Source organism: Kribbella jiaozuonensis (genome assembly GCF_005233875.1).
Lineage (GTDB): Bacteria > Actinomycetota > Actinomycetes > Propionibacteriales > Kribbellaceae > Kribbella > Kribbella jiaozuonensis.
This window is the reverse complement of record NZ_SZPZ01000001.1, coordinates 2,351,586-2,373,044: the sequence shown is the minus strand read 5'-3', so window position 1 is coordinate 2,373,044 and position 21,459 is coordinate 2,351,586. Positions and strand designations below refer to the sequence as shown.

21 protein-coding genes are annotated in these 21,459 nt (G+C 68.0%); 8 read left to right on the top strand and 13 right to left on the bottom strand.

Going from position 1 to position 21,459, the window contains the following annotated elements; genetic code table 11:
* Positions 1–2: 2 nt before the first annotated feature.
* Positions 3–965: a conjugal transfer protein gene (locus FDA38_RS11445; protein WP_170989672.1), complete on the bottom strand. Its 963-nt coding sequence runs from the start codon at positions 963–965 to the stop codon at positions 3–5.
* A 755-nt stretch (positions 966–1,720) separates the two neighbouring features.
* Here FDA38_RS11445 and FDA38_RS11440 point away from each other — a divergent pair.
* The gene (locus FDA38_RS11440; protein ID WP_137253992.1) at positions 1,721–2,593 is read left to right on the top strand and encodes an aldo/keto reductase; all 873 of its coding nucleotides are present in this window, start codon (positions 1,721–1,723) and stop codon (positions 2,591–2,593) included.
* A gap of 155 nt (positions 2,594–2,748) precedes the next feature.
* Positions 2,749–3,138, top strand: a complete 390-nt coding sequence (gene trxA, locus FDA38_RS11435; protein WP_137253991.1) for a thioredoxin — start codon at positions 2,749–2,751, stop codon at positions 3,136–3,138.
* An 18-nt stretch (positions 3,139–3,156) separates the two neighbouring features.
* Here trxA and FDA38_RS11430 read toward each other — a convergent pair whose 3' ends face one another.
* From FDA38_RS11430 to FDA38_RS11415, 4 genes are all read right to left on the bottom strand, one after another.
* On the bottom strand, positions 3,157–4,026 hold the full coding sequence (locus tag FDA38_RS11430; RefSeq protein WP_137253990.1) for a hypothetical protein: 870 nt from the start codon (positions 4,024–4,026) through the stop codon (positions 3,157–3,159).
* A 60-nt stretch (positions 4,027–4,086) separates the two neighbouring features.
* Positions 4,087–4,518 carry a GNAT family N-acetyltransferase gene (locus tag FDA38_RS11425; protein ID WP_137253989.1) on the bottom strand — a complete coding sequence of 144 codons (432 nt, stop codon included), beginning with the start codon at positions 4,516–4,518 and terminating at the stop codon, positions 4,087–4,089.
* Positions 4,519–4,920: a VOC family protein gene (locus FDA38_RS11420; protein WP_137253988.1), complete on the bottom strand. Its 402-nt coding sequence runs from the start codon at positions 4,918–4,920 to the stop codon at positions 4,519–4,521.
* A 223-nt stretch (positions 4,921–5,143) separates the two neighbouring features.
* Positions 5,144–6,415 carry an NAD(P)/FAD-dependent oxidoreductase gene (locus FDA38_RS11415; RefSeq protein ID WP_137253987.1) on the bottom strand — a complete coding sequence of 424 codons (1,272 nt, stop codon included), beginning with the start codon at positions 6,413–6,415 and terminating at the stop codon, positions 5,144–5,146.
* A 102-nt stretch (positions 6,416–6,517) separates the two neighbouring features.
* Between FDA38_RS11415 and FDA38_RS11410 the strand changes: the two genes are divergently transcribed.
* Complete coding sequence (locus tag FDA38_RS11410) at positions 6,518–8,056, top strand: helix-turn-helix domain-containing protein (RefSeq protein WP_137253986.1); 1,539 nt, start codon at positions 6,518–6,520, stop codon at positions 8,054–8,056.
* 220 nt (positions 8,057–8,276) lie between these two features.
* On the opposite strand, the gene FDA38_RS11405 is transcribed toward FDA38_RS11410, so the two are convergent.
* Genes FDA38_RS11405 through FDA38_RS11395 form a run of 3 tightly spaced genes read right to left on the bottom strand, consistent with a single transcriptional unit; the run spans position 8,277 to position 10,911 of the window.
* Positions 8,277–9,350: an NAD(P)/FAD-dependent oxidoreductase gene (locus FDA38_RS11405; RefSeq protein ID WP_137253985.1), complete on the bottom strand. Its 1,074-nt coding sequence runs from the start codon at positions 9,348–9,350 to the stop codon at positions 8,277–8,279.
* Complete coding sequence (locus tag FDA38_RS11400) at positions 9,347–9,859, bottom strand: isoprenylcysteine carboxyl methyltransferase family protein (protein ID WP_137253984.1); 513 nt, start codon at positions 9,857–9,859, stop codon at positions 9,347–9,349. The genes FDA38_RS11405 and FDA38_RS11400 overlap by 4 nt, the downstream gene beginning before the upstream one ends.
* The gene (locus FDA38_RS11395; protein WP_137253983.1) at positions 9,859–10,911 is read right to left on the bottom strand and encodes a type III polyketide synthase; all 1,053 of its coding nucleotides are present in this window, start codon (positions 10,909–10,911) and stop codon (positions 9,859–9,861) included. The genes FDA38_RS11400 and FDA38_RS11395 overlap by 1 nt, the downstream gene beginning before the upstream one ends.
* A gap of 18 nt (positions 10,912–10,929) precedes the next feature.
* Here FDA38_RS11395 and FDA38_RS11390 point away from each other — a divergent pair, with 18 nt between their 5' ends.
* Positions 10,930–11,733: a UbiA family prenyltransferase gene (locus FDA38_RS11390; protein ID WP_233714648.1), complete on the top strand. Its 804-nt coding sequence runs from the start codon at positions 10,930–10,932 to the stop codon at positions 11,731–11,733.
* Here FDA38_RS11390 and FDA38_RS11385 read toward each other — a convergent pair.
* On the bottom strand, positions 11,699–12,637 hold the full coding sequence (locus FDA38_RS11385) for a LysR substrate-binding domain-containing protein (protein ID WP_233714647.1): 939 nt from the start codon (positions 12,635–12,637) through the stop codon (positions 11,699–11,701). The genes FDA38_RS11390 and FDA38_RS11385 overlap by 35 nt on opposite strands.
* A 109-nt stretch (positions 12,638–12,746) precedes the next feature.
* Here FDA38_RS11385 and FDA38_RS11380 point away from each other — a divergent pair, with 109 nt between their 5' ends.
* A complete protein-coding gene (locus FDA38_RS11380; RefSeq protein WP_137253982.1) occupies positions 12,747–14,276 on the top strand; it encodes an MFS transporter in 1,530 nt (509 codons plus the stop codon).
* Between the two features lie 57 nt (positions 14,277–14,333).
* Here the strand turns inward: FDA38_RS11380 and FDA38_RS43010 are convergent, their stop codons facing one another.
* A complete protein-coding gene (locus tag FDA38_RS43010) occupies positions 14,334–15,152 on the bottom strand; it encodes a lysyl oxidase family protein (RefSeq protein WP_233714646.1) in 819 nt (272 codons plus the stop codon).
* Entirely contained in the window at positions 15,149–15,790 is a 642-nt protein-coding gene (locus FDA38_RS43005; RefSeq protein ID WP_233714645.1) for a hypothetical protein, read from the bottom strand. Before FDA38_RS43005 ends, FDA38_RS43010 begins: the two co-directional genes overlap by 4 nt.
* A 207-nt stretch (positions 15,791–15,997) precedes the next feature.
* On the opposite strand from FDA38_RS43005, the gene FDA38_RS11370 reads away from it, so the two are divergent.
* Both FDA38_RS11370 and FDA38_RS11365 read left to right on the top strand, forming a co-directional pair.
* The gene (locus FDA38_RS11370) at positions 15,998–18,016 is read left to right on the top strand and encodes a fibronectin type III domain-containing protein (protein ID WP_137253981.1); all 2,019 of its coding nucleotides are present in this window, start codon (positions 15,998–16,000) and stop codon (positions 18,014–18,016) included.
* 61 nt (positions 18,017–18,077) lie between these two features.
* A complete protein-coding gene (locus FDA38_RS11365; RefSeq protein ID WP_137253980.1) occupies positions 18,078–18,839 on the top strand; it encodes a DUF427 domain-containing protein in 762 nt (253 codons plus the stop codon).
* Here the strand turns inward: FDA38_RS11365 and FDA38_RS11360 are convergent, their stop codons facing one another.
* Together FDA38_RS11360 and FDA38_RS11355 are read right to left on the bottom strand one after the other, a co-directional pair.
* On the bottom strand, positions 18,840–19,607 hold the full coding sequence (locus FDA38_RS11360) for an SDR family NAD(P)-dependent oxidoreductase (protein ID WP_137253979.1): 768 nt from the start codon (positions 19,605–19,607) through the stop codon (positions 18,840–18,842). It lies immediately after the preceding gene.
* Positions 19,608–19,615: 8 nt separating this feature from the next.
* On the bottom strand, positions 19,616–19,996 hold the full coding sequence (locus tag FDA38_RS11355; protein WP_137253978.1) for a winged helix-turn-helix transcriptional regulator: 381 nt from the start codon (positions 19,994–19,996) through the stop codon (positions 19,616–19,618).
* A 93-nt stretch (positions 19,997–20,089) separates the two neighbouring features.
* On the opposite strand from FDA38_RS11355, the gene FDA38_RS11350 reads away from it, so the two are divergent.
* Entirely contained in the window at positions 20,090–21,403 is a 1,314-nt protein-coding gene (locus FDA38_RS11350) for a nuclear transport factor 2 family protein (RefSeq protein WP_137253977.1), read from the top strand.
* The last annotated feature ends 56 nt before the right edge of the window (positions 21,404–21,459 follow it).

Below are 21,459 nucleotides of genomic sequence, written 5' to 3'. Positions count from 1 at the left end.
ATTCATCCGACGGCAGCCACTTGCCATCGTTCTGCTCCGTCGGTGGCGACAGTACGCCTCAACGTGAGCGTGTACGTCTGGTCCAAGGTGGTGTCACCGACCCCGTCCCAGGTGACGGCCGCGGTCGCCCGCCGCTCGTCGTCGTTGCCCGTGTAGACCTGCCAATCCTTGAGCTCACCGAACCTGACCGCACCGTTCAGGCTACGGATGGTCGAGCCCGGCGCGGTCACCGCCGACACCTTGTTGTCCGACTCCGCATACGCGCCGAAGAACGCCTCCGCGTCCTTCTGCGTCGCTGCGGTCAGATCGTCGTCGGGAGCTCCGGCCGACGGCATGTTGTCGGGCAGCGCTGCCCGCACGTCCGGCACGAACGTCGGCGGTCCGCTGGCCACGACCCGGGCCGCGGTCCGGGCCACTGGGACCGACACGCGTTCCCAGACGACCGGTCCGGTCTTCCAGCCCTTGCCCAGCCGGGTGAACGTATGCACCCGGACCCGGACATCGACAACTGCGGTCAGACCGTTGGAGTCGGCCGTGACCTGTCCCGGGTAGGCGACATCAGCCGTTTGCTTACCGCGGCCGTTCCACCCCGCGCGACTGTCCAGTCCGGCGGCCAGGTCGAGACCGACCTGGGCCGGGCGGGCGTCAGGGTTGTTCTCGTCCCAGGAGAGGTACGAGACGGCGTACCGCGTCGCGACCGCGCGCGACTCGTCGGCCGGGAAGCTGCTCTGCCCGCTGACGACGGTCTCCGGCGCCTTGTTCGGAGCGATCCAGGAACGGATGCCGCTGATCGCTGCCAGCAGCAGCACGACGACCACGAGGCCGCGGAAGAATCGCCTGGCCCACGTGGAGAACGAGGACTCCGGCTCGGTCGACCACGGTGTCTGCCCAGGCTCCAGCACTTCGCGGACCGGCCCCGGCGCGGCGTGTGCACCATGTGCGCCGTGCGGGGAACGCTGTTTCAAACGTTCGGGTGTACGGTGCGCGGGATCCTGTTGCGGCACGTCCGCAGGACGAGCTGCCGGCCGACGCGGCGGCGCCATCACGCCACCGGGCGGAGGCGGTGTCTGCTGCTGCGGAGCCGAATACTGCGCTGCTACGCCCTGCGCTTGCCGAGGGGTAGGTTGCACCGGGCCACCGGGGTGGGCCCACCACTCCGGCGCGGTGCTCTGCGGGCGTCCCTTGCCGGGCTTCTTAGTCCGGCGCTGGTCCGACCAATGCTCACCTTTTGGCGGCAGATTCAGTACTGTGCGCCACCAACTCATCCCTACCCGCCCCTCAGACAGCAGTTACGCGGACAGTAGCCGGGAGGATACGGCAAGCAACCGTCCACTGGGAGACCTGAGCCCAGGATCCGGATGGTCCATCGCTCCCCGCAGCCATACTGTTACCCCGCTCGCGGGCAGTGTCACCCTCACCGTCACTATTACCGGCCAAGCGTGACACCTTCGGCACCGTCGTCATAGCTCCTCTCTCATGACCGTTCAGGTCGACCGGGCAGCGCACACCATGCCACACGCCGTGGACAGGTTTCGAATATCCGTGCGAACAACATGGTAAAGAATGCACCAACTGATCACAAAGAGTAACCGATGCGACGATCCGCCTGTGGAAAACTCTCCCGTGGCGAGGGGGTCAAATTAGCCTGTGGACAACCGCTTGCCGAAGAGGCTTCCGGGCATAGGGTCGGAGTGACCCTGCTACCCCGTGGAGGACCAGGATGGAAACTCGCCGACTGGGCAGACTCGGACACCAGAGCTCGGTACTGATCTACGGCGCCGCGTCGCTCGGCGGAGTCGACCAGGACCGGGCGGATGCCTCGATCCAGGAAGCTCTGGATGCCGGTATCAATCATTTCGACGTCGCCGCGGACTACGGCGACGCCGAGCTGCGACTCGGGCCGCGGATGCCGGAGATCCGGGACCGCATCTTCCTCGCCACCAAGACCGGCCGCCGGACGGTCGAGGAGGCCTGGAGCGAGATCAACCGCTCGCTCGAGCGGCTGCAGACCGACCACGTGGATCTGATTCAGATGCACGCGGTCTGCGACATGGAGAACCTCGATCTCGTCACCGGCAAGGGCGGTTCGCTGGAAGCGGCCATCCGCGCCAAGGACGAAGGTATGGTCCGGGCGATCGGCATCACCGGTCACACCGAGCAGGCGCCGTCGGTGCACACCGAGGGCCTGCGCCGGTTCGATTTCGACAGCGTGCTCACCCCGTTGAACTACAAGCTCTCGACCGACCCGCAGTACGCAGCTGACTACGCCGGCCTGGTCGAGGCCGTGAAGGCGTCGGACGCAGCGCTGATGACGATCAAGATGATTGCCCGACGCAACTGGCAGGACGGCGAGGACAAGGCGTACGACACCTGGTACCGGCCGTTCGACGAACAGCGCTACATCACCGCCGCGACCGCCTGGCTGCTGAACGGTCATCCCGAGATCACCGGTCTCGCTACGGCGGGTGAGACCCGGCTGCTCAAGCAAATGATCGTTGCAGAGCGAGAGCGCGCCGACCTCACCCCCGAGGCAGCCGCGTCGATCCTCGGCGAGGTGCAGGACTACGCGTCACCGTTCGTGGACTCCATCTGACGGCGACGTGGCCCAGGTCACATACGAGACTCCGCATTCCGGTCAATGTCGTACGCCGTACGACATTGGCCGGCGTGCTCCGTCCGGGGGCCGGGAACAAGTCCGGGGCCGATCGATGTTGAGCTAGGCGTACTCATCTACTTTCGGAGGTCGTAGTGGCAACGGTCGAGCTGACCCAGGACAACTTCAACGAGGTGGTCGGTGGCGACGGTCTCGTGCTGGTGGATTTCTGGGCCGAGTGGTGTGGCCCGTGCAAGATGTTCGGGCCGGTTTTCGAGAAGTCGTCCGAGCAGCACGGTGACATCACCTTCGGCAAGGTCGACACCGAGGCTCAGGGCGAGCTGGCGCAGGCGTTCCAGATCTCGTCGATCCCCACGCTGATGGCGGTCCGTGACGGCGTCGTCCTGTACTCGCAGGCCGGTGCGCTGCCGGCAGCGAGCCTGGAGGACCTGATCGGTCAGCTGCGCGCGGTGGACATGGAAGAGGTCAAGGCGCAGATCGCCGCCCATGAGGCGGAGCACGGCAGCGAGCCGCACACGCACTGATCCAACACACGCACTGAATCAATTGGTTGACGGAATCCAGGGACTCCGGTGGAGTTCCTGGATTTCGTTTGCCACCTCACGCCGGGCCGGTCCGTTCGCGATCTGAGGATTCGAATTGATGGCGGCGAGTAGCTCGCCCCGGTGGGTCTCCGACAACTGACCCCAGCCGTTCCGGATCACTCTGAGCGCGTGGTACTGCTCGTTGCCGGTGAGCGAGGTGTTGATCGCCGTCAGCAGGACCTGGCTGTCGAGCAGGGAGGGGTCGCCTTCCATCAGGCCGAGGGCGAGGACGCGGACGATCGGTGAACCGGTGAAGAACAGGTCCCTGACCTCATCCTTGTCGAACTTCTCCACGGCCGACGCGTTGGCGACACGTTGGACGATCCGGTCGAGAATCTCGCCGCGGACCGCCTTCAGCTCGGGCCCGCGCAGCTCGGTGTAGATGGTCGCGTAGGCGTCGAGCTGCTTCTCCATGCCCAGAGCCCGCAGGGTGTCGGCGCTCTTGCGCGCGGTCGCGGCAATCTGACGGACCAGGTGTACTTCGAACTCGCCGAGCTTCATGCGCCTGATCCGGTCGACGATCGACGGCATGATCACCAGCAGCAGCCCGGCCGCGAGGACGGTGATGAGCGCGCCCTCGCTGACGCCGGTGAACAGGCCGACGAGCCCGGCGACGAGCAACGCTCCGCCGGTCACCAGGCAGAGGATCCTCGACGACAGGTCCACCACCGGGCGGGCCCTGACTGTCCAGGCTGGCGGGGCATCCGGCGCGGAGCGAGCGGGCCGCACCGGCGGCCCGTAGGGCATCGGCCCACCAGTCGGACCGGACGGCGACGGCGGCCCGGACTGGGTGTGGCGGGCGGGTGGGGTTGGGTTCACGTCCGACATCGGGCAGGGCCTCCGTACGTCGTTGGCGCGTCCTGGTGATCGTGCCTGCGTCGTCAGCTATCAGCAAGAGATCAGGCGGGTATCCGTGGTCCGGCGCATCAGCGTGGAGGCGCCGACCTGATCCGTGAAGCCCCAGCGTCGGTAGAACGGGACGAGCTCGGGCTGGCAGACGAGCTCGAGGCTGCGGACGCCGGCGAGCTCGGAGTGGTTGATCACCGCGTCCAGGAGCGCTGCGCCGAGACCGGAGCCGCGGCGCGACTCGTCAACGATCACGTCCAGCACGAGCGCGACGTGCGTGTAGTCGGTGATTACGCGAGCGAAGCCGACCAGGCGGTCCGTCGGGCCGTGGATCAGGGCGACAATCACGTCCGAGTGCTCGACCAACCGGGCGACCTCATCGGGAGTACGGTCCGACATCCACCACGCCGTACACATCAGGTCTGTCAGCTCCGGGATGCGGGACGGCGGCACTTCGGACCGGATCGTCAGCATCTAGAAGTCGCGGGAGCTCAGGACGCAGAACTCGTTGCCTTCCGGGTCGGCCAGGACGGTCCAGCTCGGCCCTTCGGGCTGGCCGACGTCGACACGCTTGGCACCGAGGGCCTCCAGGCGGGCGATCTCGGCGTCGCGGTCCTGGCTCGTGTTCGGCGCGAAATCCAGATGCAGCCGGTTCTTCAGCGTCTTGCCCTCGGGCACCGGGACGAACACCATGCCGGGACCGATCCGCTCCCACGGGATGTCCTTGACGGTGTCCGGCTCGACCCAGCCGGGGACGTTCACACATTCGTCGTCGGTTTCGATGATCGTCTTCCAGCCGAAGGCCTCGGCCCACCAGGCCGCCTGCTTCCGGACGTCGTGGCAGTCGATCACAACCGTGTACCACCTGAGCACCATGGCAGGAACCTTCGCACAGCCCACCGACAGAAAACAGAAAGAGCGGGCCCTGGGCAGGAGAAAGACGCCAGGGCCCGCTCTCGGGGCTGACCGGAGCAGCGACATGGTGGCCGAGGTCGTGCGGGCAGATGAGGTGCTGCCCGAGGAGGGTCACCGAAGGGGCTGCTCGAGGAGACGGTCAGCGGGGACGGCGGGACCACGTCGTCGGGGTCCCGCCGGTTCGTCAGCGGAGTGGGTTGAACGGCCGCAGTTCCTCCGGCGCGCGACCGGTGGTGATGGTCTCGGCCAGCAGCTGTCCGGTGATCGGGCCGAGCGTGATACCCCACATGCCGTGACCGCCGGCGGCGAAGACTCGCGGCGACGCGGTCGCGCCGATCAGCGGCAGACCGTCCGGAGTACAAGGCCGCGGACCGACCCACTCGAACGTCCGGGCGTCCAGGTCGGCATCCCGCAGCAGCGGCCGGGCGGCCTCGACGATCGCATTGATCCGGCGCGGGTCGAGCTTGGCCTCAGGCTTGCGGAACTCCATCATCCCCGCGACACGGAGCCGGTCACCGAGCGGCGTGCAGGCGATCCGCTGCGCCGGGAAGTACACCGGACCGGCCGGCACATGCGCCATCGGCACGCTGAAGCTGTACCCACGACCCGCCTGTACGACGGTCTTCACGCCGTACTGCCGTGCCAGATCGCCCAGCCACGCACCGGTCGCCATCACGACCGCATCGAACGGGTCGGTCTCGCCGTCGCCGGTGATCAGCCGGACGCCGCGGATCTCGTCGACGATGTCCTTCACGACCACGCCGTTGATGATCTGCCCGCCGCGAGCGATCACCGAGTCCGCGAGCAGCTGGACATAAGCACCCGGGTTGATGAACCGCTGGCCGTGCAGCCGGATCGCGGCGCCGATCTCGTCGGACAGCGAGGGCTCGATCGCGCGGGCGTCGTCACCGCTGATCGCCTCGAACTCGATGCCCTGGCCGGCAGCGTGGATGTGCTCGATCTCCTCGAGCAGCACGCTGCGCTCCTCGACCGTCCGGTACGCGGCCAGGAACGACTTCGCCTCGTATGTCTGGGCCTCGACACCGGCCTTGGCCAGGAAGTCGAACGCGTCCAGCGCCTGACGGTTGATCGGGACCAGCGACTCCATCGCGGTCTTCCAGCGTCCGGCGGTGCTGTTGCGAGCGAAGCGGGTGAGGAACTTGAGGAGCCGCGGGCTCGCGGTCGGCGGGACATACACCGGTGAGGCAGGGCTCAGCACCGCACGGACGCCGTACTTGAGGACCGCTGGTTCCGGCAGTGGGGTGGCCAGGCCGGGCGTCAGCCAGCCGGCGTTGCCCCAGGACGCGCCCGCGGCGACACCTTCACGGTCGAGCACGGTCACCTCGACGCCGGCCTCCTGGAGGAACCAGGCGGTGGCCAGCCCGACCATGCCCGCGCCGACGACGGCAACGCGGTCAGGAACGATGTGCGGTACTGCGGAACCAGCTGTGGTCATGTATCGATGGTGCGGCCACCGCGAGCGGCTGTCATGGTGCGATCACACCATTGACGGGATCAATGACTGTGCTCATCGCACAATAACCTGCACAATGGCCTGGTGATCACCGCGCCTGACCTGATTGCCGCCGTCGGACCTGCCCTCTTCGAGATGGTGGTGACCGGCAAGGGCGACACTGAGGTGCGCGATGTGTTCCTGGCCGACCCTCAGGAGGCTGCGACCGGTCAGCCGGGCGATCTGGTCCTCGGACTCGGTCTGCGCGACGCAGAGGACGCTGTAGAGCTCGTGGAGCGCTGTGCGGCCAGCGGCGCGTCCGCAGCGGTTCTGCGTACGGCGCTCGCCCACGAGCCGACTGTGGTCACGGCAGCGGACAAGTCCGCCCTGACGCTGGTCGCACTGCAGCCGAGTGTCACGTGGGCGCATGTGGTGTGGCTGATGCGCGGCGTCATCGACCGTGCCGCCGCACCGGACTCCCCTGCCGCTGGAGACGCCGGCGTACACCAAGAGCTGTTCGCGCTGGCGGATGCGGCCGCGGCGATCGTCGACGCGCCAGTGACCATCGAGGACAACCAGTCGCGTGTTCTGGCGTACTCCTCTGGTCAGGACTTCACTGACCCGACCCGTGTGTCCACCATCGTCGGCCGTCGGGTGCCGGCCGAGGTGATCGCGCATTTCCGCGCCCGTGGCATCTTCCGGCGGTTGGCGCGGTCCAGCGAGCCGTTCCTGGTGCCGGACGGACCGAATGGGATCCGCCCACGTCTCGTCGTACCGGTCAGGGCTGGTGGTGAGTGGCTGGGGTCTATCTGGGCTGTTGTCGACGGTCCGGTGAGTGATGCGGTCACTGCGGAGCTCAGCAACGCCGCATCCGTGCTCGCGCTGCACCTGTTGCGGCTGCGGGCGCAGGCCGACGTAGCGCGGCGGAGTGCGATCGATCGGCTGCGGACGATCCTGCGGCAGTTCTCGCCGGACAACCCGGTCGACGTACGGCTCCCGCGGCAGCCGTGGCGGGTGGTGGCGCTCGGGTCGCCGGACGGGTACGACGTACCGCAGCAACTGGACCTGTGGGAGTCGACCGGGCGTCGGCACGGGTGGAGCGAGCCGCAGCTGGCTGACCTCGACGGGACCGTACTGGCCGTGGTGACCGACACGGACGGGCCAGGATCGTGGAACTGGTTGCAGAAGCTGGTGCAGGAGCAGGCGCCGGGGACGTACGCGGCTGCTGGTGGTCCGGCGCGTGGTCCGGCTGATCTGCCGAGCTCACGGGCGGAGGCGGTCGAGTTACTCGGTCTGGTACGGCGGGGTGTCGCGCCGGGGCCGGTGCTGCGGGTGGAAGAGGCGTGGCATGTGCTGACCGTTCATCGAGCGGTCACGTCGCTTGATACCACCAAGCTGGATGGTCCGCTCGCGACGCTGCTGCGGCACGACATCGAGCACGACACCGGATATGTGGAAACGTTACAGGCGTGGCTGGATTATCCGGGTCAGCCGCAGCGGGCTGCGCGGGAGTTGCATCTGCACACGAACACGTTGCGGCATCGGATGAAGCGGATCGGGGAGATTGCGGAGTTGGACCTCTCGGATCCGCAGCAGCGGCTGGCTTTGCAGTTGCAGATTGCCGCGGTGCGTACGGAGCACTGAGATGTACGCCACAGCCCCATGTAACAAGGCTTCACATTCCGGCAACTGTTGGGCAACATCCGGCTGACAGAGTCTTCCTTGTCAGCCGGTCCGGCCTTTCACCAGGAGGCCGGAACGGCTCGGGTCCGAGCTTTTCACCAGGAAGCTCGGGCCACCCGTGGGCCCGGCGATTGTCTGAGCGATCGCCGGGCCTGCGGTATTTTTCCGGGCTTACGGTTGCCTAGGACAACCGGTTGACGATGGTGCGGTAGACGGCGGGGAGGGCGGCCGCGGCCGGCACGATGCGGGGCGCGAGGAGTGGGCGGTTGCGGGCCCAGAGCAACGATGCGGTGAGCAGGCGGCACTCCCAGGAGACGCGACGCCAGGCCGCTTCGTAGTCCTGTGGGCGGTCGGCGCGGATGCAGTCGACGAGCTCGGCGGAGGTGCGGAGGGCGACGGCGATGCCTTCACCGGTGAGTGCGTCTACGTAGCCGGCGGCGTCGCCGACCAGGAGGACGCGGCCGGCGGTGCGGGCGTGGACGCGTTGGCGGAGCGGGCCGGCACCCATCACTGCGCTGGCGGGCTGGGCGCCTTGCAGGCGGCGCTTCAGCGCGGGGAAGGCGTCGAGATGCGAGTCGAACGTGCCACGCGCGGAGGTGAGCACGGCGACGCCGACCAGATCGTCGGCGACCGGAGTCACGTACGCCTCGCCGAGCCGAGACCAGTAGACCTCCACAAGGTCGGTCCAGGGTGACACGCGGAAGTGCTGCCGAAGTCCGCGCCGGACCTCCCCAGACTTCTCACCAGAAAGATTCAGTTGGCGGCGGATGGGTGAGTGGAGGCCGTCGGCGGCGGCTAGGTAGTGGGCGGTGAAGTTGGCGGCGGTGACTGATGAGGTGTTCTGGGTGATGGGGCCGACTCGGGCCTGGATGACGGGGATGTTGAGGTCGGACAGGCGCTTCAGCAACGCGGCTTGGAGGGTGGTTCGGCGTACGCCGAGGCCGGGGCCGGCGGTGAAGCGGGCGTCTACCTGGTGGGTGGCGTCGACGTAGCGGATTCCGTGGAACGGGCGGCCGGAAAGTTCCACGCCCAGGCGGGTGAGGTACTCGACCGCGCTGTGGGCGATGCCCTCGCCGCATGCTTTGTCGATGGGCCCCGACCGCGGCTCCACAACGACGACCGACAGCCCGGCGAGTGCAGCCCGGATCGCGGTGGCACAACCGGCCGGTCCGGCCCCGGCGACGAGCAGGTCGACCTCCGGCGTACCGGCTCGCCGGACGTCGCCAGGCCGAGGTGCGGCGTCTGGATGGCTCACTTCGCCAGGGCGGAGTTGAGTGCGGTTTCCTCGGTGCGGATGCGGACGGCGAGCAGCGGGATGTTCAGCAGGGTGAAGACCAGCGCCGTGATCCACGCGGTGTGCACCAGCGGCAGTGCGATCCCCTCCGCGACCACAGCCACATAGTTAGGGTGCCGGATCCACCGGTACGGGCCGCCGGCAACCAACCGCAGACCCGGTACGACGATCACGCGCGTGTTCCACTGGTGTCCGAGGACCGAGATGCACCACCACCGCAGCCCCTGCGCGAGCAGCACCACCGCCAGCATCGTCCATCCCAGCCAGGGGATGAACGGCCGGTACCACGCCTCCACCAGGCACGCGGCCAGCAGCCCGGTGTGCAGCACGACCATGAACGGATAGTGGCCGCGCCCGGACTCCACCCCGCCCTGCGCGAAGCTCCATTTCGCGTTCCGCAGCGACACGACCAGCTCGGCCACGCGCTCGCACGCGACCAGGATCACCAGGCCCAGATACCAGCCGTACATCACCACTCCATCAGCACGAGCTCGGAACAGAAACCAGGTCCCATCGCCAGCAGCACGCCCGGACCCTCAGGAGAAGGATCCAGCTTGAGCGTGTCACCGAGCACATGCAGCACCGAGGACGACGACAAGTTGCCGACCGCATCCAGCGACGTCCAGGTCAGATCCAGCGCTCCCGGCCGCAGCCCCAGCGTCTCCGAGACCGCGTCCAGCACCTTCGGCCCACCCGGATGACTCACCCACGTGCCAATATCCGGCACGGTCAACCCGTGATCCTCCAGGAACCCCCGGACATCACCACCCAAGTACTGACGCACCACCTCCGGCACATCCGCCCCGAGCACGATCCGGAACCCGCCCGACCCGATGTCCCACCCCATCACCCGCTCCGAGTCCGGATACAGCCGCGACCGCGTCGCCACCACCGAAGGCCCCGACGCGAGCGGATGCTCCGACCCCGTCAGCACAACCGCGGCCGCCCCGTCCCCGAACAACGCCCCACCCACCAGATTCGGCAGGGATGCGTCGTCCCGCTGCAACGTCAACGAGCACAACTCCACCGACAGCAGTACGGCGACATGCGTCGGCCACGCCGTCAGGTAGTCGTGCAGCCGCGCGATCCCCGCCGCTCCCCCGACACACCCGAGCCCGAACAACGGCAGCCGCTTCACGTCCTCCCGCAGCCCCAGCCGCATCGCCACCCGCGCGTCGATCGACGGCGCCGCCACCCCGGTCACCGTCGTGAACATCAGTACGTCGACGTCGTCCAACGTCAGCCCGGCATCCTTCACCGCGCCCGCGACCGCCTCCGCGCCGAGATCCACGGCCGTCGCGATCCACTCGTCGTTCGCCTCGCCGAAGTCCTTGAGTACGGCGTACCGCTCCAGCGGCAACGCGAGATGCCGGTACGACACCCCCGCGTTCGCATGCAGCCGCCGGAGCAGCGCCGAGCTCCGCCCGTCCGGCAGACAGATCGACGCGAACGCCTCGGTCAGCTCCGACTGCGGATAGCGGTACGGCGGGAGCGCGGGCCGGACCGCTGCGATCCGCGTCATCGTGGCATCGTTACGTCGGTGAAGACCGTGAAAGGTCTGGCTCTTGCCTGCCACCCCGGGCCGACTGTCGCCGTGACCGCGCTCGTCACGGCTGTCGCATGGTCGGCCGGGCGAAGTCCGGCCGGGTGTCTCCTCGTCGCAGCAACGATCCTCACCGGCCACCTCTCGATCGGCTGGAGCAATGACGCGATAGATGCCGCCCGCGACACCATTGTGAACCGCCGGGACAAGCCCGTGGTGCTCGGACTGGTGAGTCGCCGGACGCTCACGATCGGTGCCGGCATCATGCTGGTGGTCACGATCCCGGTCTCCCTTGCCAACGGACTCGCGGCCGGCCTGGTTCACCTGCTGTTCGTCGCCTGCGCCTGGGCGTACAACCTGGGCCTGAAGTCGACCGCGATCTCCTGGCTCCCGTACGCCGTCGCCTTCGGTGCACTGCCGTCGTTCGTCACGCTCGGCACCGCAGACGTCTGGGCGCCCTGGTGGGCCACCGCGGCGGGCGCCCTCCTGGGGATCGGTGCCCATTTGGCAAACGTCGTACCCGATCTGGACGACGACCTCGCGACCGGCGTACGAGGCTGGCCGCAGCGGCTCGGGTCCTACGCCCGGCTGCTCGCCCCGCTCCCGCTGGCACTCGCGACCGGGCTGCTGGTGATCGCACCCGCCGGAGCGATCGGCATCGTCGGCTGGATCGCGCTCGCCGTCGTCGCCGCGCTGCTCGTCACGATCCTGCTCTGGCGCAACGCGCCCTTCCTCGTCACGATCGCCATCGCCGCGGTCAGCGTCATCACGCTGGTGTTGCGCGGTGACGCACTGATCTAGGCGGCGCCTGCGGATCGAGTACGGCGTCCGGCTTCAGCGGCGCGTTGCTGCCGAGGATCGCGGCCGTCAGCGCCTCGGCCGGCTCCTTCGCGGCGCGCGGGTTGGTGATCAGCACCAGGTCGATCGGCGGCAGCTCCGGCAGCCCCGCGCTCGGCGGCGGCTCGACCAGGTCCGCGGGCATCAGCGATCGCGCGAAGATCGCGATCCCGAGACCGGCCCGGACAGCCGCGAGTACGCCGTTGACGCCGCGCACGATGCAGGTGATCCGGCAGGTACGACCGGCCTGCTCGAGCGACTGCACACCGAGCGACCGGCTCAGCGACGGCGCCTGGTACGCGACCAGCGGCACCGGGCCGTCCGGCGCGATCCTGGTCCCCGAGATGCCGGCCCAGACCAGCGGGTCACGGCGTACCAGCCGGCCGTTCGGTTCGTAGCCGCCGCCGACGCCGTGCTTCACGTACGCGAGGTCGAGGTGGCCGGACTCGACCCGGCGGAGCAGGTTCGGGCTCTGGGCAACGGTCAGCTCGAGGTCGATCCGCGGGTACAGCTGGCGGAAGTCACGCAGGATCTTGGGCAGCGGCGTGAGCGCGAGATCGTCGGTCACGCCGAACCGCAACCGGCCGCGCAGCTCGGAGCCGGTGAAATACCCGGCAGCCTCTTCGTGCGCGGCGAGGATGGTCCGGGCGAAGCCGGCCATCGCCTCGCCGTCCGCGGTCAGCGTGACGGTGCGGGTGTCCCGGACGAAGAGTGGTCGCCCGACGGCCATCTCGAGTTTGCGGACATGTTGGCTCACCGTGGGCTGCCGGATACCGAGCCGCTCGGCCGCCTGGGTGAAGCTCAGCGACTGCGCCACGGCCAGGAACGTCCGCAGCTGGTCCGGGTCGTACATCGATTCCCCCTTCATTACGTGACGCTATAAGACTAATAGGAGTAATTCGCTGGGGGAATCCAGTACCGAACCGTGAGGATGGACGTGTCCTCCCCTGACCAGTCCACACGCGTAGGGATCGCTCTTGACCACCCGGGCCACTTCCGGTTCTGTCCCGTCCACCGACTTCCATCTCCACCGCACCACCGACTCGACCCGACTCCGGGACACGCAGGCGCGCCGTCCCGGTTTCAAGGACACCTTCAGCGCGCTGCGGGTCCGCAACTTCCGCCTCCTGGTCAGCGGGCTGCTGGTCGTCTCGACCGGCGGCTGGATCCAGCGCATCGCGCAGGACTGGCTGGTGCTGACACTCACCGGCAGCGCCACCGCGGTCGGCATCACCACCGCGCTGCAGTTCACCCCCACGCTCCTGCTCGGTCTGTACGGCGGCGTCATCGCGGACCGCTTCCCGAAGCGGAAGGTCCTGCTCGCGACGCAGACGACGTTCGGATCGTGCGCCGCCGTGCTGGCGGTCGTCGGCTTCACCGGCCACGTCCAGGTGTGGCACGTCTACACGATGGCGTTCGTGCTCGGCCTGTCCACCGCGGTCGACAACCCGACCCGGCAGTCGTTCGTCACCGAGCTCGTCCCGCGCGACACCGTGCGGAACGCGATCAGCATGGTCTCGTCGACGTTCCAGCTCGGCAGCATGGCCGGGCCGGCGCTCGGCGGCGTGCTGCTCGGCGTACTCGGCACCCCGTGGGCGTTCGCTATCAACGCGTGCACATTCTTCGCCTCGATCAGCGCGCTGCTGCGGATGCGCGAGAGCGAGATGCACGGCGGCCACGCGGCCCGCAAGGCGAACGCCGGGATGCGGATCCGCGACGGACTGCGTGACGGCGTGCGGTACGCGTTCCACGAGCCGGCCGTCCGGTGGGCGATCGCGCTGGTCGGGATCTACGGCATGTTCACGATCAGCCTGCCGGTGACGCTGACCGCGTTCGCCGACCGGGTCTTCCACACCGGCGCATCGGGGTACGGCGTACTGAACTCCGTCGTCGCGGTCGGGGCGCTGTGCGGGGCGCTGCTCTCGGCCCGGCGGGTCCGGCCGACGCGGTTGCGCAACCTGATCGGGATCGCGTGCCTGCTCACGATCACCCAAGTACTGGCGGCGATCCAGCCGTCGCAGTGGACGTTCATCCCGGTGCTGGCATCGATGGGGATGGCGACCCTGATGTTCCTGACCGCGGCCCAGTCGATGGTCCAGTTGACCACTCCGGACGGCCTGCGCGGCCGGGTCTCCGGGATCTACAACCTTGTCTTCATCGGGGGCGGCGCGATCGGCGGGCCGACGGTCGGGTTCCTCGCTCAGCACTTCGGGGCGCGGTCGGCGCTGCTCCTCGCCGGGCTGATCCCGTCGGTCGCGACGATCGCGATCGGGCTGCGGCTGCGGCGGGACGGCCAGTTCCGGCTCGTCCTGGTTCGGACCAGGTCCCCGTGGCACCAGGTCCCGATCCGGCTCAACCTCCAGCAGACCGAGATCATGCTGTCTGCCCCGTCGAGCACGCCCATCACGCGGACGTCGCGCCCGTTCATCCTGGGTCGCCGTCAGCACGCCCGGATGGACTCGCATCTGCGTCCGAGCCGGGCACGCCGCCGGCCACAACACCACTGAGCTCCTGGGGCAGGTCCGAGCTGCTGCCTTCAACTCGGACCTGCCCTGGGCATCTGTTTACGGAGCGGTGATCACACCGACAGGCGGGACCTGGACGGTGCGGTGGTGCTTGGTGCCGCCCAGAATCACCTTGCGCAGGGCAACGTTGTTCTTCGTGTTCGACTCGTACAGGCGGTTCTCCGGGTTCGCGCTCACCTGGACGTAGTACGTGCCGTTGGCAAGGTTCGTGATGTCGAAGGACTGCCCGGGCAACGACTGCTCGTAGGTGTCACCGTTGCCGACGTCAAGGACCTCACGCACCGACAGCGAGCCATGATCGCCGCACGCGGTGTGCAGGTCGGTGTTGTACGGGTGCCAGTTGGCGTTCTTCACCGTGTAGTCGATGGCATCCGTCGCGGCCAGGCAGAATGCCTCCTTCTGGCTGCGGACCACCTCGGTCTGCTTCGAGTTCAGCAGGCTGTAGCGGGCGAAGTCGGTGAAGTGCCAGTGGTTGTGTCCGGGCCGGCCGTCCCACTCGAGCGTCCCGGTGTTCTGGTACCCAACCTCCTTGCCGTGCGTGTCATAGAAGTACTGGTACGCGTCCATCAGGTCCTTACCCTGCCGGCGGAACCCGTCCAGCACGAGCGGCGACGGGCCTGCATTCCACACGGTCGCCGAGAACTGCAGGAAGTCCTTGGCCGCATCCGGCGTACCCTCGTCGCCCGGCGCCGCCACGATCCCCCAGGCCGGCACCGCCCGCAGGTCAGGTTTCGGCCCCTTCGGTACGGACGCCTTCCCGGTCGGACGGGCCGTGTGAGGCTTCAGCGCCACCGAGCTCGCTGCCGCCTTCCGGTCGCCGGACGGGTCACCCTTCTGGATCGTGACGTTCAGCTTCACCGATGCGTCCGCCGCCGGGATCTTGAAGAAGTCCCGGTAGCCTTGTTGACCGTGACAACGGCCTTGTACTTGCCGTTGGCAAGCTTCACCGGATCGCCGCCGCCGTACGTCCGCGATGACCATCCCGTCTGCACGCCCCAGACCGCGCCCTGCGTGAACGGGTTCGCCGTACAGCCGTCCGGGTACGGCGAGGTCGCGGGCGCGTCCGGCCGGGTCCGGGACCCTTCGCCGTTCAGACACAGCGCCTGGTCCTTGTCGAGCACCTTCTTGCCCGCGGCATCGGTGAGCGTGATGTGCAGGAACTTCCCCAGGCCGGAGAAATCCGTGACGAGCCCCTTCGGCAACTGCCGGGTCGCCTTACCGTTGACGTACTGCGTCGCGACCACCGGCGAGCTGTACGACGCGCGCGTGGCCCGCACCTCGATCGGTGCGTTGCCGGCCACCACATGCGTACCGAGGTCGAGGTCGGTCCCGTAGTCCTCGACGTTCTCCAACGTCACATCGGTGCTACCGGCAACCAATTTCATGGCCGGTCGAGCGACTTGAGTGCTCGCCGACGCACCGGCCGCCGCGAGCGCGACCAGTCCGGCCGCACCGGCCACGGCGATCGCCGTACGGCCGAGTTTTCGTGCCTTCACGATGATGGAACCCCCTCTTGCACCCGGCCGGCGTCCTCACGAAGCCGGCCTGTTGCTGCTACGACGACCGAGCCGCGGAGCGAAGTTGATCAAGGTTCCATGGCAGTCGTGTCACAGGAAGTCACCGGCGCTGAATACTTGACTGTGTAAATTAAGCCGACCTAGGCTCGGCCGCGTCCGCTCACTCCTCCCCCGGAGGAACATCGCATGTCCTTGAGACGCCCCACTCTGACCGTGCTGGCTGCCATCGCCCTGGTGTCGACGGCAGCCGCAACCGCCCCCGCCGATGCGATCGAGGCGAAGAAGCCGACTCCCGCCACCTATCCGCAGGTCGCCGCCAAGCCGTACATGGGCTGGAGCAGCTGGAGCCTGCAGTCGACCAACTATCCGGGCGTCAACCCCGACGGCCCGGGCAGCTTCATCAGCGAGAAGAACATCCTCACCCAGGCGAACGCGCTCGCCACCAAGCTCAAGCCGTACGGCTACGAGTACATCAACGTCGACGCCGGCTGGCAGGACGGCGGTGACGAGTACGGCCGCCCGGTCGCGATGGCGAAGCGCTTCCCGCGCGGGATGAAGGCGGTCGGCGACGACATCCACAAGCTCGGGCTGAAGTTCGGCATCTACACCACCGTCGGCCTCGGCACGGACGTGTACCGCGACGGCAACACGCCGATCTACGACGCGCCCGGCTGCTTCACGCGCGACATCGTCTACCCCGACCTGCGCAAGACCAACGGCTGGGACGCGGCGTACAAGATCAACTACGAGAGTCCGTGTGCGCAGAAGTACGCGGACTCGATCGCGAAGCTGTTCGCGTCCTGGGGTGTCGACTTCATCAAGATGGACGGTGTCGGCCCGGGCTCGTGGAAGGGCGCGCCGGACGACCCGAACCACAACAACACCGAGGACATCGAGGCGTGGTGGCGCGCAGTACAGAACGCCGGCCGACCGATGCAGTACACGCTGTCCTGGTCGCTCAGCCATCGGTACGCCGACGTGTGGAAGCAGAACTCGAACGGCTGGCGGATCGATACCGACGTCGAGTGCTACTGCGACACGATCGTCAAGTGGGACAGCTCGGTGAAGGCACGCTGGTGGGACCTTCCGCAGTGGATCGACGACGCCGGTCCGGGGCACTGGAACAACCTGGACGCGCTCAACGTCGGAGTCGGCGCGATGGACGGCCTGACCGACGCCGAACGGCAGAGCTACATGACGTTCTGGGCGATCAACTCGGCGCCGCTGTTCGCCGGTGACGACCTGACCAAGCTCGACGCGTACGGCCTGAAGCTGCTGACGAACCGCGAGGTCATCGCGATCGACCAGTCCGGCAACCCGGCCCGTCCGCTGAACCAGGACCAGTTGCAGCAGGTCTGGTACGCGCAGAACAAGGACGGCAGTACGACGGTCGCGCTGTTCAACCTGGCCGACTCCCCCGCCACGGTGACCGGCAACTTCGCTCAGCTCGGGATCGACGGCAAGGCGACTGTCCGCGACATCTGGGCGAACCAGAACACGCGCAACGTGTCCGGCGCAGTCAGCGCCCAGCTTCCGGCGCATGGGTCGAAGCTGTACAAGATCACCCCGAACGGCAGCGGAGCGATCCCGGCCGATCTGACCGCGACCGACGTGAGCCGGACGACGGTGTCGCTGACCTGGCGGCCGAGCGCAGGTGCGTCGTCGTACAAGGTGTTTGCCAATGGCAAGCAGGTGGCGACCAGCTCGGGTACGAACGTCGTCGTCAGCGGGCTGTTGCCGCAGACGCAGTACACGTTCACCGTGCAGGGTTCCAAGGGTGCGTCGAGTGCGCCGGTGACGATGTTCACCGCGAAGAACGGCGGGCCGGTGCGGTACGAGGCCGAGGCGTCGAGCAGCACACTGACCGGTGACGCGGGCGTCTCGGGATGCACCCTGTGCTCGGGCGGTTCGAAGATCGGCAACATCGGCTACGGGTCGACGGTGACGCTCAACAACATCACCGTGCCGACGACCGGGACGTACCTGGTCAAGATCGCCTACACCGACGGTGACACCAGCCGGCAGAGCATGCTCACGGTGAACGGCACCGACAACTACTGGGCCAACTACAGCGGTCTCGGCGACAACGACTGGGGTACGCCGCAGGTGACGTACCTGCCGATGAAGCTGACCGCCGGGGCGAACTCGATCAAGGTCAGCAACCCGAACGGCTACATCGCCGATATCGACTGGATCACCGTCTGATCCGGTCCATCGAGCCGCGGGGCCGGCACCACCAGGGCCGGCCCCGCGCTTTACTGGACCAATGAGCGCCTACCCCGAACCCCTGATCCCGCCCGGCGGTACCGCACCGGTCCCGCGGCGGATCCGCGCGATGCTCGACGACCGCGTCGTCCTCGACACGACGGACGCGATCTACCTGTGGGAGTTCCCGCCGTACCCGCAGTACTACATCCCGGTCGGGGACGTGGCGGACGGAGTACTGACCGACACCGGCGACACGAAGTCCTTCCAGCACGGGGTCGCGCGCGTGCACACCGCCGGGTCGGGCCACGCCTGGGTGTACGACGACGGCGTCGCAAAGGACCGCGTCCGGTTCCAATGGGACGCACTCGACCGGTGGTTCGAGGAAGACGAGGAAGTCTTCGTCCACCCCCGCAACCCGTACTCCCGCGTCGACGCGATCAACTCCACCCGCCGGGTCGAGGTAGCGGTGGAGGGCATCGTGCTGGCCGACTCGAGCTCGACCGTCATCGTCTTCGAGACCGGGCTACCACCGCGCTACTACTTCCCGAAGACATCCGTCCACCTGGAGCACCTGACCCCGTCGGAGACCGTCACCGCCTGCCCGTACAAGGGCCGCACGTCGGAGTACTGGTCGGTCCCCTCGGTCCCCGACGTCGCCTGGTCCTACGACTTCCCCACAGCACCCCTGCTACCGATAACCGGGCACGTAGCCTTCTTCAACGAGAACGTCGACCTCACCATCGACGGCGTACCCCAAGACCGCCCGATCACCCCGTTCTCGAACCCAGCCGCTCGACCGACCGACGGAGCCGTGCGGTGATCAGATGCCTGCGGTGGTGGCGCCGTCCATGGTGATGATTGAGGCGGTGACGTAGCTGGCCTGGGGGGAGGCCAGGAAGACGGCGACGTTGGCGACCTCTTCGGGTTCGCCGAAGCGGCCCATCGGGACGTCGCGGACCATCTCGGCGAGCAGTTCGTCCTTCGACTTGCCGGTCGCGCGGACCGCGGCCTCGAGGCCCTCGTCGACGCGGTTGGTGCGGGTCGTTCCCGGGTTGATCACGTTGACCCGGACGCCCTGCGCGGCGTACGCCTTCGCATAGCCGACCGACGCGAGCATCAGCGCCGCGTTGGCCGCGCCGCCGCCGATGTGCAGCGGGTTCGCCGCGCGACCGCCCTGGCCGACGACGTTCACGACCGCGCCGCTGCCGCGCTCGGCCATGCCACGGATGACGGCCTCGGTCGCGTGCATGTACGTGAAGTACTTCGCCTCCATCGCCGCGTGCAACGCCTTGCTGTCCAGCTCGTCCACCGGAGTACGCCGCGCTGCGCCCGCGCAGTTGATCAGGATGTCCGGTACGCCGATCCGCTCGAACACCGCCTTCGTCGCGTCGGCATCGGTCAGGTCGACCGCTTCCACCGCGAACGTCAGGTCCGGGAACTGCTCCTGCGCCTTGGCCAGATTGGCGGGGTCACGGGAGATCCCGGTCACCGTCGCGCCCTCCCGCGCGAGCGCCTCGACGCAGGCAAGCCCGATGCCCTTGCTGGCCCCGGTGACGACCGCGGTCTTCCCGGTCAGTTGCAGATCCACGTGACTCCTCAGAGGTTGGCGTCGTACTCCGTGCGCGCTGCGGCGATCTCGTCCATGTGGTCGTAGGCCCAGGTGCGCATCGTCGCGACGGCCGCGGCCAGGCTCAGGCCGAGCGGCGTCAGCGTATAGCTGACCGTCACCGGAACAGTAGGAACTACCTCACGCCGTACGACGCCGTCGCGCTCGAGGTGCCGCAGCGTCTGCGTGAGCATCTTCTGGGTGATGCCCTCGATGATCGACTTGAGTTGCCCGGACCGCAGCGTGCCGCCCTTCTCGAGCGTGCTGATCACCAGCATCGTCCAGGTGTCGCCGATCCGGCCCAGCACCTGACGTGTCGGGCAGGCGCCTTTGGTGGCGTCCCACTTGCCTCTGACCTGGTCGGTATCCATTTGGTGCCTATAGCAGTAGTAAGTGCTGTCTTCCGGCCGCCACGACCCGCTCGTAGCGTCGTTGCCGAGTCTAGTTGAAGGAGCGGAACGGCAATGAGAGCAGTGGTTCCGGTGGACACCGGCGCGGTCGAGCTGGCCGAGGTCGACGAGGTCCGGCCCGGCGCGGACGACATGGTGATCGAGGTCGCGGCGTACTCGATCAACCGCGGCGAGACGTTCCAGTTGGAGCGGCCGCGGGACGGCTGGCGACCAGGCAAGGACATCGCGGGCCGGGTGGTCGAGGCGGCTCCCGACGGCCCGCCCGTCGGCAGTCGCGTGGTCGCGCATCTGCCACACTCCGGCTGGGCCGAGCGCGCGACCGCGCCGGCCACGCAGGTCGCAGTACTGCCGGACAACATCTCGTTCGAGCAGGCCGCCGCGCTTCCGCTCGCCGGGCTGACGGCGCTGCGGTTGCTGCGTACGGCGGGCAGCGTGATCGGACGGCGAATCCTGCTGACCGGCGCGTCCGGCGGAGTCGGCCATTACTTCACCGAACTCGCCGCCGGGGCCGGCGCTGAGGTCACGGCCGTCGTCTCCTCCCCGGCCCGCGGCGCCCGACTGCCCGAGCTCGGCGCCGAGGACCTGGTATACGACGTCGCCGACGCGCGCGGGCCCTTCGACCTCGTACTCGAGTCCGTCGGCGGCGAGAGCCTGCCGGTCGCGTTGACCAAGCTGGCTCCCGGCGGTGACCTGATCTGGTTCGGCGAGGCCAGTCGGCAGCCGGTGACGCTCGACTTCTTCGACTTCTTCACCGGCCCCGAGGCCGCGCGGATCCAGCACTTCCACTACGTCCACGGACCCGATGACCAGGACCTCGCGACGCTCGTCCGGCTGGTGTCGTCGGGACGGCTCCACCCGGAGCTCGGCCGGATCGAGGACTGGTCGCGGACCGACGCCGTACTCGACGACCTGCGCAACCGCCGCATCCGCGGCAACGCCGTACTCACACTGCACAAGGAGGCACCACGAATGAACGACCCGAAGACCGTTGTGACCCGGTACGTCGAGGCTGTGGCGGCAGGTGATCTGCCGACGATCCGGGCAAGCTTCGCACCGGACGTGGTCTGGACCTACCCGGGTGATCTGCCACTGTCCGGCGACTGGAAGGGCCGGGACATGGTCGTGGACGAGTTCCTCGGCGCGGCCGCCGGCAACCTCTTCGCTCCCGGTACGCCGGTGACGATCGAACTGGTGAACGTGATCGCGGACGGCGAGCAGGTGTTCGCCGAATGGACCGCGCAGGCAACGGCTCGCGCCGGTGGTGCCTACAGCAACAAATGTGGAGGAGTCTTCACTGTTCGGGACGGGCTGATCGTCTCGGTCCGCGAGTACCTGGACACCGACCACGCGCGCCAGGTGCTGTTCTGAGCAATTGCCGCTGGTGTGGGCTTGAACGGGTAAGTACAGTGGGTAACCAGATCGAC